Here is a 15,118-nt window from a genome sequence, read left to right as displayed (position 1 = left end):
CTTTACCTTATCCAAACATGACTGCAGTGAGAATAAAATCCAGGCCGAGTACGGCGAGGGACGAGTGAACCACGGTACGAGTCGTGGCCTGACTGATCCCGGCCGAGGTCGGCTTGGCATCATAGCCGTTGAAGAGGGCTATCCAGGTGACCACCAGAGCGAAGATCAGGCTCTTGATGGCACCCTGCATGATATCTTCATGCCAGTCGACCGAGGCCTGCATGGCAGACCAGAAGCCCCCTTCGTCGACGCCAAGCCAGTCAACCCCGACCAGCTTGCCGCCAAAGATACCGATCAGGCTGAACATGAAGGCCAGTAGCGGCATGCTGATGACCCCGGCCCAGAAGCGGGGCGCCACCACACGGCGCAGCGGATCGACTGCCATCATCTCGAGGCTCGAAAGCTGCTCGGTCGCCTTCATCAGGCCGATCTCGGCAGTGAGAGCCGAACCGGCGCGACCGGCAAACAGCAGCGCGGTTACCACGGGGCCCAGCTCCCGCAACAGGGAGAGAGAGACCAGCGGGCCCAGACTCTGCTCGGCACCAAAATCCTTCAGTACGTTGTAACCCTGCAGCGACAGCACCATGCCGATGAACAGCCCCGACACCAGAATGATGGCGACGGACTGCACCCCGACTACATAGAGCTGCTGCACCAGCAACGGGAAGTGCTTGCGTGGCTCGGGTTTGCCAGCCAGCGCATGGAACAGCATGATGGCTGCCCGACCTAGGGAGGTGATGGCGCGAATGCCGACCCGCCCCAGCTTGCTTATTTGACTTATCAACATCAGAGATCCTGTAGCAGGTCGCCTGCCGGAAAGTGAAACGGAACAGGACCATCGGGCAATCCTTTGAGGAACTGCTCGACTTCGGGGTTGTGCTCCTCGCGCAGCTGTGCCGGCGTACCGTGCGCTACCACCTTGCGGTTGGCGATGATGTAGGCGTAATCGGCGATGCTGAGCACCTCTTTCACGTCGTGGGTGACGATGACGGAGGTGATACCAAGGGCATCATTCAAATCCTTTATCAGCTTGACCAGCACCGCCATGGTGATGGGATCCTGGCCGACAAACGGCTCGTCATACATGATGAGGTCCGGATCCAGCGCGATGGCGCGAGCCAGTGCTGCCCGGCGAGCCATGCCGCCGGAGAGCTCGGAGGGCATCAGTTTTGCCGCGCCGCGCAGACCTACAGCCTGCAGCTTCATCATGACAATGGTGTGGATCAGCTCTTCCGGCAGACCTGAGTGCTCCCGCAACGGGAAGGCCACGTTGTCGTAGACCGTCATGCCGGTAAAGAGGGCACCGCTCTGGAACAGCATGCTCATCCGCTTGCGCACCTCGTAGAGGCGCGAACGGGAGAGGGCGGGGATATCTTCCCCGTCAAACAGGATATGACCGGACTCGGGTTTGAGCTGGCCACCGATCAGCCGCAGCAGGGTCGTTTTGCCGATGCCGCTCGGGCCCATGACGGCGGTGACCTTGCCACGGGGAATGGTCAGGTTGATCCCGTCATACAACAGCCTGTCTCCGTGACTGAAGGTCAGATCGGAGACGGTGATCAGGTCATTGTTCAAACAATTGTCCATTCGGTGTAAATGAGGTGCGAATTTTATGGGCTAGTCTAGGTCTAAGCAACAGCAAGGAACAACTATTGAGCAGCCTTCAGCGCGGTTTGCGCGACAGTTTTATGTAACAAACTGCGTCATACGTTACGGGATTTGCCATCCGATTCGCTTATCAGAGCAGACTTTTTTATAATCCCGCAGCTAAATTCGCCCCGGAGCTGTCTCTTTATGTCTGCAACCCCCGAGAAAGTGTCTGAACTGTTCGATTTCCGTCGCAGTGCCCGTGCGGTGCTGGACACAGAAAAGCAAGCGATTGATGGACTCTATCAGTATCTGAACGACGCCTTCGACAAGGCGTGCGAGATGGTGCTCCGTTGTGGTGGCAAGATAGTGGTCACCGGGATGGGCAAGTCGGGCCACATCGGCAGCAAGATTGCCGCCACCCTCGCCAGCACTGGTACGCCGGCCTTTTTCCTGCACCCGGGTGAGGCCAGCCACGGCGATCTGGGGATGATTTCGGCAGGGGATCTCATCATCGCCATCTCCAATTCCGGCGAGAGCGACGAGATCCTGGCCCTGCTGCCGGTGCTCAAGCGTCGCGGTATCCCGCTCATCTGCATGACCGGCAATCCGGCCTCCACCATGGCCAAAGAGGCCAACGTGCATCTGTGCATAAAGGTGGAGAAAGAGGCGTGTCCGCTCGGGTTGGCACCCACCTCCAGCACCACGGCGACACTGGTGATGGGTGATGCGCTGGCGGTCGCCCTGCTGGAAGCGCGCGGCTTTACCGCCGATGATTTCGCTCTTTCTCACCCGGGTGGTTCGCTTGGCAAGCGTCTGCTGCTGCGAGTGGGCGATCTGATGCACAGTGGCGAGCTGTTGCCCCGGGTGGGGATCGATGCCACCATCAGCGAAGCGCTGCTGGAAGTGAGTCGCAAAGGGCTCGGTATGACCGCCGTGGTCGACCAGCACGGGCTGCTGGCGGGACTCTTCACTGATGGCGACCTGCGCCGCATTCTCGACCAGCAGGTCGATATTCATCACACCCCCATCAGCCGCGTCATGACGGCCAACTGTGTTACCGTAGGGCCGGAGATGATGGCGGCAGAAGCCGTCAAACTGATGGAAACGAGAAAAATCAACGGATTACTGGTTGTGGATGGCGACAAGCGCCCACTGGGTGCCTTCAACATGCATGACCTGCTGAAAGCCGGAGTTATTTGATGCAAAACGTACCGACCCTCTATGGTCCGGTGACGCGCAGCCAGTTCGACAAGGCGGCGCAAATTCGCCTGCTGGTGTGCGATGTGGATGGGGTTCTCTCCAATGGCCTCATCTACATGGGAAACAACGGCGAAGAGCTGAAAACCTTCTGTACCCGCGACGGCGCCGGCATGCGGGCACTGCTCAATGCCGGGATCGAGATCGCCATCATTACCGGGCGCAACTCCCGTATCGTCAGCGATCGGATGAAGAGCCTGGGTGTGGCCCATGTGGTGCAGGGGGCTGACAAGAAGCTGCCTCATTTTGAAGCGCTGCTGACCAAGCTGGGACTGACTCCCGAACAGGCCGCCTATATGGGGGATGACACCATCGACCTGCCGGTGATGGAGGCCTGTGGCCTCGGCATTGCCGTTGCCGATGCTCATCCGCTGGTACTGAGCCGTGCCGATATGGTGACCCGACTTGGCGGCGGGATGGGGGCTGTGCGCGAAGTGTGCGATCTCATCCTGCTGGCACAGGGCCATGACGATTATCAGCCCGAGGTATCGGCATGAGCAGACAAACCCTGTTGTTTGGCCTGCTGTTTCTGGTTGCTCTGGTGGCCTGGCAGCTTGGCAAGGTGGAGCTGGTGCCCGAGGCCAAGGTAAAAACCGAGCACTATCAGCCGGATTTTGTCGCCAGAGATCTGGTGACCACCCGGTTCGATGTCAACGGCAAGCGTACCGAGCGGCTGGAATCCCAATATGCTGAGTATTTCCAGATCCTCGAGCAGGCGACCTTCGAAAAACCGGTGGTCTACATGTTTGACGAGCAGGGACAGGCTGAGTGGAAGGTTACGGCCGAGACCGGCGTACTCAATACCGATGACAATGTGATCCTGCGGGACAAGGTGCATCTGGACGGGTTGTTGCCGGACTCCTTTATCTCCAAGCTCGATACGCCCTATATGGAGCTGGATCTGGTGACACAGGACGTACGCAGCAATCGGCAAGTGAACATTTTGGGTCAGGATTTCCAGACCGAAGGGGTTGGCCTCAAGGGCCATCTGGACCGCAAATATTTTGAGCTACTGGATCAAGGTCATGCCATCTATTTCAATGAAAAACGCTAATCTGGCCCTCGCCGCTCTGATGCTCTGCGGCACAGTCAACGCCAAGGAGTCCGACTTCACCGAGAAGGTCTATGTCGACGCCATCAAGCAAGTGGCCGAGATGCAGGACAACCGCATCACCTTCGAGCAGGATGTGACCATCAATCAGGGCACCATCAGGATCAAGGCTGACAAGGTTGTGGTAACCCGCTCCGGTGAGAAAGGAGCCGAGGTGATGACTGCCTACGGTAAACCAGCCACCTTCTTCCAGATCCTGGATAACGGCAAGCCGGTCAACGCTCATGGCGACAGCATTCGTTACGAGCTGAAAAAGCGTCTGGTGACTATCACCGGTAACGGCCAGCTCAAGCAGGAAGATAGCCAGGTCAACGGCGACCTGATCCGTTACGACATCGTCAAACAGAAGATGATTGCCGAGAGCAAGACCCCGAACCAGCGGGTCAAGACGGTGTTCCTGCCCGATCAGGTCGAGAATTTCGACAAGCCCGCCGACCAGAAGAAGCAGGGAAAATAAGCCATGGCAGTATTGAAAGCAGTCGGCCTGCAGAAGAGTTACAAGCGTCGCATGGTGGTTAGCGACGTGAGCCTTGAGGTTGGAACCGGTCAGATCGTCGGCCTGCTTGGCCCCAACGGTGCCGGCAAAACCACCTCATTTTACATGATCGTCGGGCTGGTACAGCGCGATGCCGGTCTCATCACCATTGACGATCAGGACATCAGCCTGCAGCCCATGCATGTGCGTGCCCGCAACGGCATCGGTTACTTGCCGCAGGAAGCTTCCATCTTCCGCCGCCTCACTGTGTATGAAAACCTGATGGGGGTGATGCAGACGCGCAAGGAGTTGAGTCGCGAAGAGCGGGAGGACAAGGTTCAGCAACTGCTGGAAGAGTTCAACATCACCCATATCCGCGACAACCTGGGGCAAAGCCTCTCCGGTGGTGAGCGGCGCCGGGTCGAGATTGCCCGGGCGCTGGCAGCGGAACCGCGCTTTATCCTGCTGGATGAACCCTTCGCGGGGGTTGACCCGATTTCTGTGATAGACATCAAGAAGATCATCCAGCACCTGAAAGATAGGGGTCTTGGCGTCTTGATTACCGACCACAACGTCAGAGAGACTCTGGACGTATGCGAGAAGGCTTATATCGTCAGCCACGGCCAGATGATTGCCGAGGGTGCCCCGGCCGATATCCTCGCCGATGAACAGGTCAAGCGCGTCTATTTGGGCGATCAATTCAGTCTATAGTAAGGGGGCAGCCTTCATTCTCTGTGACAGTGCCTCGCTGAACATAAGGATATCCCGACGTAGATGAAGCCGACATTACAGTTGCGTCTCGGTCAGTCCCTGACCATGACGCCGCAATTACAACAAGCGATTCGTCTGCTCCAGCTCTCCTCTCTGGAACTCCAGCAGGAAATTCAGCAAGCGCTCGAAAGCAACCCTCTGCTGGAGCAGGAAGAGAGCGAAGTGCAGGAGACTGCCCCGCAAGAGGCTGTCGATGCCAGCCAGCTCGACTCCAGCGATGCCATGGCTCAGGAACAGATGCCGGACGAGTTGCCGGTTGATACCACTTGGGATGAGGTTTACTCCGCTGGCACCGCCCAGAGCGCAGGCCCGATCCACGACGGTGAAGACAGCGTCTATCAGGGAGAGACCACCGAAAACCTGCAGGACTATCTGCTGTGGCAGATGCGGCTCACCCCGTTTAGCGATGTCGATGCTGCCATCGCGCTCGCTATCATCGATGCCATCGACGAGTCCGGTTATCTGACCGTTGCACTGGAGGATATCCAGGCTGCCGTCAGCAGTGATGAGGTAGAGGTCGAGCTCGACGAGGTGGAGGCTGTTCTCAAACGGGTTCAGCATTTTGACCCGGTCGGTATCGCCGCCCGCTCGGTGCAGGAGTGTCTGCTTATCCAGCTGGAGCAGTATGCCCCCGAAACGCCTTGGCTCAACGAAGCCAAAGAGGTGATCCTCGAGCACATGGATCTGCTCGGCAACCGCGATTATCGCACTCTGGCCCGCAAAACCCGCCTCAAGGAGAGCGACCTCAAGGAGGTGCTGGATCTGATCCAGCTGCTGGAGCCTCGCCCCGGTAACGGCATTATCCAGAGTGACTCCCAGTATGTGATCCCCGATGTTTCGGTGGTAAAGCGCCAGAACCGCTGGGTGGTGGAGCTCAACCCCGATTCAGCCCCGCGCATTCGGGTCAACGAGACCTATGCCGCCATGGCCCGCAACGCCCGCAGCAGCACGGATACCCAATTCATCCGCTCCCACCTGCAGGAGGCCAAGTGGTTCATCAAGAGCCTTGAGAGCCGCAACGATACCCTGCTGAAAGTAGCCAGCTGTATTGTCGAGCAGCAGCAGGGCTTTTTCGAGTATGGTGAAGAGGCGATGAAGCCGATGGTGCTCAACGACATCGCCGAAGCGGTGGAGATGCATGAGTCGACCATCTCCCGGGTGACCACCCAGAAATACATGCATACCCCCCGTGGTATCTTCGAATTGAAGTTTTTTTTCTCCAGCCATGTGAACACCGAAGGAGGAGGAGAGTGCTCATCGACCGCAATTCGCGCGCTCATCAAGAAGCTGGTGACGGCAGAGAATCCTGCCAAGCCGTTAAGTGATAGCAAGATCGCGGATTTGCTGGCCGAACAGGGTATTATGGTGGCTAGACGCACGATCGCTAAGTATCGCGAATCCTTGTTTATCCCACCTTCCAATCAGCGCAAACGCCTGGTTTAGGCAAAACAAAAGGATGATGTTATGCAAATTAACCTGACCGGACACCATGTCGAGATCACCGAAGCTCTGCGTGATTATGTGAATAACAAATTTGCCAAACTCGAGCGTCATTTTGACCACATCAACAACGTGCATGTGGTGCTTAGCGTAGAGAAACTGAACCAGATTGCCGAAGCCAAACTGCACGTCAGCGGTGGCGAGGTGTTTGCCAACTCCGAGCATGCCGATATGTATGCCGCGATTGATACCTTGCTCGACAAGCTGGACAGGCAGATCATCAAGCACAAAGATAAGTTAAATAAAAAATAACTATGCAACTTGAACACATACTGAGTCGGGACTGCACCAAGAGTGCAGTCCCATGTACCAGCAAGAAACGCGCCCTTGAAATCATCAGCGAGCTGGCAGCCGAACGTCTCGGCACCTCCCGCCAGGCGCTGTTTGAATGCTTGCTGGCCCGCGAGAAAATGGGTAGTACCGGGATCGGTGCCGGTATTGCGATCCCCCACGGTCGAATTGACGATGAGTTCCCGCCAACCGCGATCCTGATGACCTTTGCCGAACCCATCCCTTTCGACTCCATCGACAATCAACCGGTTGACCTGCTGTTTGCCTTGCTGGTACCGGAGAGCGAGTGCAAACAGCATCTCAAGACCCTTTCCCTGATGGCTTCCAAGCTGGGCGACAAGGCGGTCTGCCGCCAGTTGCGTCAGGCTACCAGTGACGAAGAGCTCTATCAGATCATGACCTCGGCCTGATGTGCAGGCCCTGATGACACACCCGTTTTGGCGTGAGGGAACAAGATGCAGTTAATCGTGGTGAGTGGACGTTCGGGCTCCGGCAAGACGGTAGCCCTGCGTGTGCTGGAGGACTTGGGTTACTACTGTGTAGATAACCTGCCGGTCAACCTGCTGCCCCAGCTGATCGTCTCGGTCGAGAGCCAGTACGACAAGCTGGCGGTCAGCATCGACGTGCGCAACCTGCCCGGTGACCCGGAAAAACTGGAGAACCTGCTGGCTCAGGTTCGCAACGAAGGGCGGGTTGAATTTGCCAGCTTCTTCTTCGATGCCGACAACGGCACCCTGCTCAAGCGCTATGGCGAGAGCCGTCGTCTGCACCCCCTGTCGCGCAACAAGTTGTCGCTGGATGAGGCGATCCGTCAGGAGACCCACCTGCTGGCGCCGCTCTCCTCTACTGCCGACCTGCGCATCGATACCACCAACCTCAGCATTCACGACCTGAGCGAGCTCATCAAGACCCGGGTGCTCGGCAAGAAAGAGAACGAGCTGGTGCTGGTGTTCGAATCTTTCGGCTTCAAGTACGGCATACCCAAGGATGCCGACTTCGTGTTCGATGCCCGCTTCCTGCCCAACCCGCACTGGATCCCGGAACTCAAGCCTTTTACCGGCAAGGATGAACCGGTCGCCGACTACCTCGCGGCGCAAGCGGATGTGATGCTGTTTACCCAGCAGATCGAAAACATGCTGGCGACCTGGTTGCCCCATCTTGAGCGCAACAATCGCAGCTATGTGACGGTCGGCATCGGTTGCACCGGCGGTCAGCACCGTTCGGTCTTTATCGCGGAGCGGCTAGCTGCGGCCTTCAGAGCGCTGGGCAAGAACGTGCAGCTCCGCCACCGGACCCTCGACAAGAACCCATCCCACTCCTGATGACGCAATAGGACGGCCAAATGACAGTCTCTGCTTCGGTTGAAGTGAAAAACAAGCTGGGCATTCACGCCAGACCGGCCATGATGCTGTTCGAGCTGGTACAGGGATTCGATGCCCATGTATTGCTGCGTAATGAAGATGGGGTCGAGGCCGATGCCGACAGCGTGATTGGCCTGCTGATGCTGGACTCAGCTCAGGGCAAGCAGGTGGAAGTGCAGGTTGAGGGCCCCGAAGAGGTTGAGGCCCTTGCCGCCGTCGTTGAGCTGTTCACCTCGGGTTTCAACGAGGAGTAGTGGCGACGCTCAGGGCGCTACTCTTGCCAGCGCCTTGAAATCGGCAAAATCACGACAAGCCAGCAGACTCCTGCTGGCTTTTTCGTTCATCAGCGCCAGAAAAAGATCGTAGAGCCCCATCGCCTCCTCATAATCTGCCTTGCTGATGGCCAGCACGAAGATGAGGGTGGCGTTTTCGCCATTGCCCCAGTCGATCCCCTGCGGGGCCAACACGGTATAGGCCAGCGTCCGGCGTGCCAGCAGGCCGAGGGAGTGGGGCAGGGCGATACCCTCGCCCAGCATGGTGGAGACTATTCGCTCCCGCTCCTGCAGGGATGCCCTGAAGCCGCTCTCCACCAGATCCTCAGCCTCCAGCTGGCTGCAAATGCGATCAAATAATTCCGCCTGGGTAATCGGCTCGTTGACCACCATGAAATGGTCGGCATCGAAGTACTTGTCGAGCATATAGGGGCGGGTGCGATCGACCAGTACCAGCTTGCCGAGCTGCTCCAGCTGGTACTGGGTCGGGAAGGGGTCGACCTGTACCACTGGCACATCCTTTTCGCTCACCTTGACGGTACTGATGACAAAATCCTGTTTGATCTGTGCCAGCCCTTCGTAATCCCGTACCGATTCAAGTGTGGTCAGCTGCAACTGGGGATACTCTCGCTTGATGCGCGCTTCCAGCACGCGGAAGGTGGCGTTGCCCGCATCGCACAGCAGCAGTGCCTGCGGGCGGCGGGTATAGCCGATATCGTAGTGGCGCTCCAGCCCGACCCCGATATGGATCACCAGATAGCCGATCTCGTGGTGAGTCAGCCGGTAAGGGGTCTGCCTGATCCACTCCGAGATGGCTGCCAGCGTGATGTCGTAGGCGAGGGGGTAGTACTGCTTGATGTGGTCTGCCAGCGGATTGTGGCTGCCGATCTGGTACTTGACCCGCAGCAGCATGGCGCTGATGTGGGTCTGCAGATCGGCTCGCAGCTGCTGGTCACCCCGCAGATCATAGGGGTAGTGCTGGTGGATGTACGTGAGCAGATGTTCCACCAGCTGTTCGCTCTGGGCCGCCATGGCCGGGCTAAGCTGAGGCGTTTCGGCAATCAGGCGCGCCTGGATCTGGATAGCGAGGCAGGCTATCTCCTCTTCTCCCGGCGGGGTGAGGGTCGGCAGTTCGCCATAGATGTCACGGGCGACTGCCAGCAGGGGGGCTGTGAGATCCTCGCTGGCGAATTGGCGCAGCTCGTGGCCAGCGGCCTGGCGCAGCAGGGCGACGGCACAGTAGATGGCAAGCTGCTGCAAGCTCTCGTCGGCCAGACGCAGCTGGTGACGGCTCAACTGGTCGTGAATGTGATTGCCCACTACCTCCAGAGTTTTGCTGGGGCAGAGGTTGGGCAGCAGGCTCTGCAGGGGATGGTTGTTGAGCAGTTCCTGACAGAGCAGCTGGGTCAGACAGGCGCGGATGGCCGTCTCGCTCCCCTGTACCCGCATGCCCACCCTTGGTTTGCTCTCGACCGTGAGGCCAAAGTGAGCCAGCTGTTCCCGCACTTCCGCCATATCCCCCTGCAGCGCCGTCCGGCTCAGATACCAGGTATCGGCCAGCTCATCGAGCTTGATCCCCTGCTCTGCCGTCAGTAGCAGGATCTGCAGATGCAGCACCCGCTCGCGACTGGTTCGCGGCAAGGTACTCTCCTGTCCCTGCGCTGCCAGCAATGCCTCAAACAGCGTCTGATTGTAGATCTTCAGCTGGTAGCCGCTGCCACGCTGGTGGATCAGGTGGGCACCGTGAGTGGCAATCAGTTCGTTGAGGGTCGCCACATCGGTGCGTACGGTGCGGGTGGAGACATTGAGGCGGCGTGCCAGCTCTTCCTGCGGCAGGGGTTCGGCATGAAGTTGGGTCAGCAGCTGGTGCAGTCTCGGGTGGGGCAGCTTGATCATGTGGGGATGAGCGTCTCCTGTTGCACGATAAAAGGACTGATGTTAACAAGCATGTCACCAGCAGGCCAGGCACCGGTCAGCGATTAAACCGGTGCCCGTGACTGCCATCACGCCAACAGTCGTTTCACCGTGGCCAGCAGAGTCCGTACATCATCAGGACGGGTCTGACCGCTCGCGCTGTCGATGATGGAACTGTAGACGTGGGGGATCACCTTCTCGACCCCGGCATCCAGCGCGATTCGCACAATCTCTTCAAAGTTGTCCAGATCGATGCCGCCGGTGGGCTCCAGCCAGAAGCCGTGGCGGGCACAGGCCTCGGCCACCGCCTGATACTCGTCGCGGCAGGCCAGCCCGCCCATGGGGAAGAACTTGACCGAGCTGCCGCCCATATCCTTGAGCAGGGCGATGGCGGTGTCGATGGGGACGATGCCGTCGGGCTGCTGGCTACTCAGTGGGCCGGTGGAGATCTTCACCATCCCCGGCGTGCCGGTGGGGGAGATCAGGCCGTTGACCAGCGTTTCCGACTGGCCGAGCAGCGCCCGGCTGGCGCCAACGCCAGTGAACACTTGGTTGACGTGCTGCGGCTGCAGCTGGCAGGCCAGCTCGGCCACCATGGCGGACTGGCGCGGATCACCGGCCCCCAGTCCGATGGAGAGGGCGTTATCGATGAGCTTGGCGTAAGCCCGCATGTCGGCTACCGCGGAGGGGATATCCGGGTAGTTTTTGGAGAGCACACCGACCAGCACGTGGCCTTCGGCTGCGTCGTATACCTCGACGGCATTCTCCTTGGAACCTGCCAGCACGTTGAGACAGACCCGATCTCGGTAGTAGTTGGGGGTAAGGGACATCAGCGATTCTCCTGAACGAGGTTGGCAATGGCGGAGTGGATTTGGTCGAGCTGGGGCACGGTGACGCTGCGCACATCGATCTCGATGTGCCCCTCGTTGGCCTTGTAGCCACGACAGTAGATGGCCGGCGTGCCCTGCTGCAGACGGGTGACGACCTGCACTGTGGTCATGCCGATCTGCTGGTGGTCGAAGGCGATGTCGGTGCGGGCGATGTCGCGCCCAGCGCTGTCCCACACCACCTTGGCGCTGACGCCGGGCAACTGGTTGAGGCGCTCGATGAAGGGGGTCATCTTGGCGACCATGGCGGCGCCACTCTCTTTCTCTTTGGCCAGATAGCGTTCGATGGCGTGGGTCAGGCCGAGGATCCCCTCCTTGCCCACCTTCATGGCGCGGCCGATGCCGTTGGCTTGCTGCTTGACCCACTCCACGTACTGACGCTTGCCAACTACCAGCCCGCTGGTCGGCCCTTCAATGGCCTTGGCGCCGCTGTAGATGACCAGATCCGCTCCCTGGCTGTAGTAGAGGCGCAGATCCTCCTCGGCGGCCGCATCAACGATAAGCGGGAGTCCGTGGGCCCTGGCGACCTCTGCGGCTTCGGCCACCGACAGAATGCTTTTCTGCACGCAGTGGTGGGATTTGATGTAGAGGATGGCTGCTGTGTTGGCATTGATGGCAGCGGCCAGCTGGGAAGGGGAGCACTCGTTGGCGTAACCGGCTTCCACTACTTTGCCGCCACCCAGATTGACCATGGTACCGACCGGGGCGCCGAAGTTGACGTTATGCCCCTTGGGCAGCACGATTTCGCTTGGCACGTCATGGGGGTGGGCATGCAGGTGCTCAAGGCGGTAGGGGTCGCCGCGCACTATCACGGCGGCCACTGACTGGGCGATGCCGGCGCTGGCACACGAAATGACCACTGCATCTTCCACTCCCAGCAGGTCAGCCAGGTAGGCGCCGGTCTTGTTGACCAGATCCTTGACCTCGAAGTAGTGGCCGAGGCCGAAGTTGACCGCATCGACCACCTCCTGCTCGGGGGTGGAGACGCCGAGAATGGTCATGCGCCCGGAGGCGTTGATCACCGGTTTGAGCTGATATTTCTCATAAACAGAAGGCATGGTGTGATTTCCCATAGTGAGTCAGAACCAGTTCGCCACCGACCAGGACGGCGAGAGGCTGCAGTTGTTGGTTACCGCTGCGAGACTGGGCTTCGGTATCCATAAACAGGGTCGGGCCGCTGGCGACCTCGAACAGGGTCAGATCGGCATCGGCGCCCACCTCAAGCCGACCCTTGCCGGAAAGGCGCAGGGCATCGGCGGCCTGATGGGTGACGCAGGCGAGCACTTGCTCCAGCGTCATACCGATGGCGAGAAACTTCGACATCACGTGGGCCAGACTGTAGACCGGCCCCTTGATGCGGTTCTTGCAGTAGATGTCTGAGCTGATGGTGCGGGGCAGGATCCCCTGCCGGATAGCCAGCTCCGCCACCTCGAAGCTGAAGCTGGCGCCGCCGTGGCCAATGTCGAGCAAGAGGCCCCGCTGCATTGCTTCGCGCACCGCCTGACGCAGCTCGCCAGCCGGGGTCAGGATGCGGTTGGGCTTGCCGTTGAAGCAGTGGGTCAGCAGATCGCCATCCCCCAGCAAGGCAACTATCTCGTCCAGATCCGGCGGCGTGTTGCCCACGTGCACCATCAGCGGTAGCTGGTCGTGGGCCTGTTGCAGCACTTTGGCCATGCGCAGCGGTTGCAGGCCGTTTTCACCGACCACGCTGCCGCTCATCCGCGCCTTGATGCCGACAATAAAATCGGGGTGGCGACGAATGGCCGCCGAGGCGAGATCCATATCGAGGTCCCGGCTGTCGGCCAGCTCGTTCTGGCGCAGCAGGCCGATGCGGGAGATGTTGAGCAGGGCATGCACCCGGGTCTTGCTGCTGGCAGCGAGACACTGGAATTCATCCACGTCGTCGGCCCCGGTGCTGCCGGCGTCGATGACGGTGGTGACGCCGGATTCTACGCCCACCTTATCCGGCTCATCATGATAGATGGGGGAGGCTGGGTAGCAGTGGGTGTGGCCGTCGATCCAGCCGGCGCTCACATGCACCCGGCCGGCGAGATCCAGTGTCTGCCGCGCCGTTGCCGTCCCCGGCAGGGAGCCGATGGCGGCGATTTTGCCCTCTCTGATGGCGATATCGACGAGCTGGTCATCTCCCATCCGCCCCGCTTTGATGATGATGTCGTACATGCTGATGGCCTCTGGCGAGCCGCCCCGCAGGGCGGCTGGTGGTTATGCAAGCGCAACAGGGAAGAAGGTGCCGAGCAGCATGGCTCCCAGGATGGCACCGCCGGTGATGGGCTTGCCCCACACGTAGAACAGCAGGGCACCCAGCAGGGAACCGATACCGATGGGGATCGAGGCACCCATGGCGGAGAGGATGATGAGGGGGCCGAGGAAGCGGCCAGAACTGTTGCCAGCTCCCATCATCACGTCAGCGCCATAAGTGGAGTTGCTCTGGTTGATGGTGAACTTGCGCGCCAGAATGATGACGTAGCCGATAGCCAGACCAATCCCCATGCCGGTCGCCAGGGAGGCACCGAAGTTTTCCACCGGATAGACGATGCCGGCCCCCAGCAGCAGGGCTGGCACTCCGAGGCCGACCCCGGTCTGGATGGCACCGCCGATATCCAGGATCCCCACTAGGGATCCCTCGATAATGCGGGCGAACAGGAAGCTGGCTCCGAACGCGGCTACCGCGCCGTAGGCGCCCGTGTCCATTCCCGCTTTCAGCATGGCGACGAAGGCTACCTCGTTGAAGGCTCCAACCCCGTACAGATAGAACATGTGGGTACCGGCAAAGACCCCGGCCGAGAGCAGGCCGACGAAGATGGGGAATGACCAGTCGGCATACCAGAAGTTGTTTTTCAGTTTCTCATCCATGGTGTGACCCCTTATTTGCCGCTCAGCAGGTTATGGACGTTCTCCAGCCACAGGGGGACACCCATATGGAAGGATTCAATCAGTTTCATGTCGAAGCCGCGGAAGAAGCCGCTCAGCACGAACAGCAGGACGATGGCCGCCATCATCACCTTGGTGACGTGGTTCCAGCCACTCTCTTCCACGCCCTTGCCGATCAGGATGCCGAGCACCAGACCCGGTACCGCGTTGCCCATGATGAGCTGTGCCAGACCGCCGAAGATGGTGGCCCAGAAACCGGACTTCTTGCCCGCCTCAATGGCTGCCAGCCAGAAGATCACCGGCATGACGGTATTGACCAGCAGGTTGGCGGCCGGTACCAGCACCTTGACCGCAGTGACCTGCAGGGCGGCCGGTACGGCGGCGGCCGTGCTGTTGAGGAAGGCGACCACGATGGCGCCTATGATGCCGCCGGCGATGGCCATCTTTTTCGGGTCGTGCAGGGTGGTAGCAAGATCCCGGTTCTTGAACAGCAGTGCCGCCGTGGCCCAGTGTGGAATGATGCGGTGATCCACATCCTGGGTGAAGGCGCCTGCCGCCACGGTGGAGGCCCAGGCGTTGAAGAAGAAGCCCAGACCAAACGAGAAGTGGGAAGCGGGATCCCCTTCACAGGAGTTGAGTTCGCCCAGGGTGCGGAAGGCACCCATGCCCTGTACGGTCGGGGCGTGGAACATCCGCGCCGCGCCGGCCCCCACCCCGACGCCAACCAGGCCGCCAATGATGAGAGACTTGATAAATATGATTAGAAACATCCAACGTATCCTTCTTGTGGGGTGGTG

The 15,118-nt window shown here is 59.7% G+C and carries 18 protein-coding genes; 10 read left to right on the top strand and 8 right to left on the bottom strand.

Translation table 11 applies throughout. The features are described from left to right. Positions 1-7: 7 nt before the first annotated feature. Both mlaE and mlaF read right to left on the bottom strand, forming a co-directional pair. Entirely contained in the window at positions 8-787 is a 780-nt protein-coding gene (gene mlaE, locus AAHA41_RS11510; protein WP_033115464.1) for a lipid asymmetry maintenance ABC transporter permease subunit MlaE, read from the bottom strand. Next, positions 787-1,587 (bottom strand): phospholipid ABC transporter ATP-binding protein MlaF, encoded by an 801-nt coding sequence (gene mlaF, locus AAHA41_RS11505; RefSeq protein WP_216995031.1) that lies wholly within the window; start codon positions 1,585-1,587, stop codon positions 787-789. Before mlaF ends, mlaE begins: the two co-directional genes overlap by 1 nt. 207 nt (positions 1,588-1,794) lie before the next feature. Here mlaF and AAHA41_RS11500 point away from each other — a divergent pair, with 207 nt between their 5' ends. The 10 genes from AAHA41_RS11500 to npr all read left to right on the top strand — a co-directional run bounded on the left by AAHA41_RS11500 (position 1,795) and on the right by npr (position 8,610). After that, entirely contained in the window at positions 1,795-2,790 is a 996-nt protein-coding gene (locus AAHA41_RS11500) for a KpsF/GutQ family sugar-phosphate isomerase (RefSeq protein ID WP_323068656.1), read from the top strand. Next, positions 2,790-3,344, top strand: coding sequence for a 3-deoxy-manno-octulosonate-8-phosphatase KdsC (gene kdsC / locus AAHA41_RS11495; protein ID WP_323068655.1), 555 nt, complete (start codon positions 2,790-2,792; stop codon positions 3,342-3,344). Before AAHA41_RS11500 ends, kdsC begins: the two co-directional genes overlap by 1 nt. After that, positions 3,341-3,901, top strand: a complete 561-nt coding sequence (gene lptC, locus AAHA41_RS11490) for an LPS export ABC transporter periplasmic protein LptC (protein ID WP_043850961.1) — start codon at positions 3,341-3,343, stop codon at positions 3,899-3,901. Before kdsC ends, lptC begins: the two co-directional genes overlap by 4 nt. Next, complete coding sequence (gene lptA / locus AAHA41_RS11485; protein ID WP_041210123.1) at positions 3,888-4,415, top strand: lipopolysaccharide transport periplasmic protein LptA; 528 nt, start codon at positions 3,888-3,890, stop codon at positions 4,413-4,415. The genes lptC and lptA overlap by 14 nt, the downstream gene beginning before the upstream one ends. A 3-nt stretch (positions 4,416-4,418) precedes the next feature. After that, positions 4,419-5,144, top strand: a complete 726-nt coding sequence (gene lptB / locus AAHA41_RS11480; protein WP_033115458.1) for an LPS export ABC transporter ATP-binding protein — start codon at positions 4,419-4,421, stop codon at positions 5,142-5,144. A 63-nt stretch (positions 5,145-5,207) separates the two neighbouring features. After that, positions 5,208-6,647, top strand: coding sequence for an RNA polymerase factor sigma-54 (locus tag AAHA41_RS11475; protein ID WP_108570885.1), 1,440 nt, complete (start codon positions 5,208-5,210; stop codon positions 6,645-6,647). A gap of 21 nt (positions 6,648-6,668) precedes the next feature. Then, the gene (gene hpf / locus AAHA41_RS11470; RefSeq protein WP_005336323.1) at positions 6,669-6,956 is read left to right on the top strand and encodes a ribosome hibernation promoting factor; all 288 of its coding nucleotides are present in this window, start codon (positions 6,669-6,671) and stop codon (positions 6,954-6,956) included. A 2-nt stretch (positions 6,957-6,958) separates the two neighbouring features. Further along, on the top strand, positions 6,959-7,405 hold the full coding sequence (ptsN, locus tag AAHA41_RS11465) for a PTS IIA-like nitrogen regulatory protein PtsN (protein WP_042030121.1): 447 nt from the start codon (positions 6,959-6,961) through the stop codon (positions 7,403-7,405). A gap of 45 nt (positions 7,406-7,450) precedes the next feature. After that, positions 7,451-8,317, top strand: coding sequence for an RNase adapter RapZ (rapZ, locus tag AAHA41_RS11460; protein ID WP_321149549.1), 867 nt, complete (start codon positions 7,451-7,453; stop codon positions 8,315-8,317). A gap of 20 nt (positions 8,318-8,337) precedes the next feature. Then, positions 8,338-8,610 carry a PTS phosphocarrier protein NPr gene (npr, locus tag AAHA41_RS11455; protein ID WP_033115454.1) on the top strand — a complete coding sequence of 91 codons (273 nt, stop codon included), beginning with the start codon at positions 8,338-8,340 and terminating at the stop codon, positions 8,608-8,610. A 9-nt stretch (positions 8,611-8,619) separates the two neighbouring features. On the opposite strand, the gene AAHA41_RS11450 is transcribed toward npr, so the two are convergent. From AAHA41_RS11450 to AAHA41_RS11425, 6 genes are all read right to left on the bottom strand, one after another. Further along, positions 8,620-10,524 (bottom strand): PRD domain-containing protein, encoded by a 1,905-nt coding sequence (locus AAHA41_RS11450; RefSeq protein WP_323068654.1) that lies wholly within the window; start codon positions 10,522-10,524, stop codon positions 8,620-8,622. Positions 10,525-10,631: 107 nt separating this feature from the next. Beyond that, positions 10,632-11,372: a KDGP aldolase family protein gene (locus AAHA41_RS11445; RefSeq protein ID WP_323068653.1), complete on the bottom strand. Its 741-nt coding sequence runs from the start codon at positions 11,370-11,372 to the stop codon at positions 10,632-10,634. Beyond that, on the bottom strand, positions 11,372-12,487 hold the full coding sequence (locus tag AAHA41_RS11440; RefSeq protein ID WP_323068652.1) for a DgaE family pyridoxal phosphate-dependent ammonia lyase: 1,116 nt from the start codon (positions 12,485-12,487) through the stop codon (positions 11,372-11,374). Before AAHA41_RS11440 ends, AAHA41_RS11445 begins: the two co-directional genes overlap by 1 nt. Beyond that, the gene (locus tag AAHA41_RS11435; protein WP_323068651.1) at positions 12,471-13,610 is read right to left on the bottom strand and encodes an amidohydrolase/deacetylase family metallohydrolase; all 1,140 of its coding nucleotides are present in this window, start codon (positions 13,608-13,610) and stop codon (positions 12,471-12,473) included. Before AAHA41_RS11435 ends, AAHA41_RS11440 begins: the two co-directional genes overlap by 17 nt. A gap of 42 nt (positions 13,611-13,652) precedes the next feature. Next, positions 13,653-14,303 (bottom strand): DUF4310 family protein, encoded by a 651-nt coding sequence (locus AAHA41_RS11430; protein ID WP_011707606.1) that lies wholly within the window; start codon positions 14,301-14,303, stop codon positions 13,653-13,655. Positions 14,304-14,314: 11 nt separating this feature from the next. Further along, positions 14,315-15,091, bottom strand: a complete 777-nt coding sequence (locus tag AAHA41_RS11425; RefSeq protein WP_005341754.1) for a DUF4311 domain-containing protein — start codon at positions 15,089-15,091, stop codon at positions 14,315-14,317. Positions 15,092-15,118 lie beyond the last annotated feature (27 nt).

Origin of the sequence: Aeromonas sp. SER (genome assembly GCF_038739615.1) — a bacterium.
GTDB classification, from domain to species: Bacteria; Pseudomonadota; Gammaproteobacteria; order Enterobacterales; family Aeromonadaceae; genus Aeromonas; species Aeromonas jandaei.
Note: the sequence above shows the minus strand (reverse complement) of the source record. Positions and strands in the feature narration are given on the sequence as shown.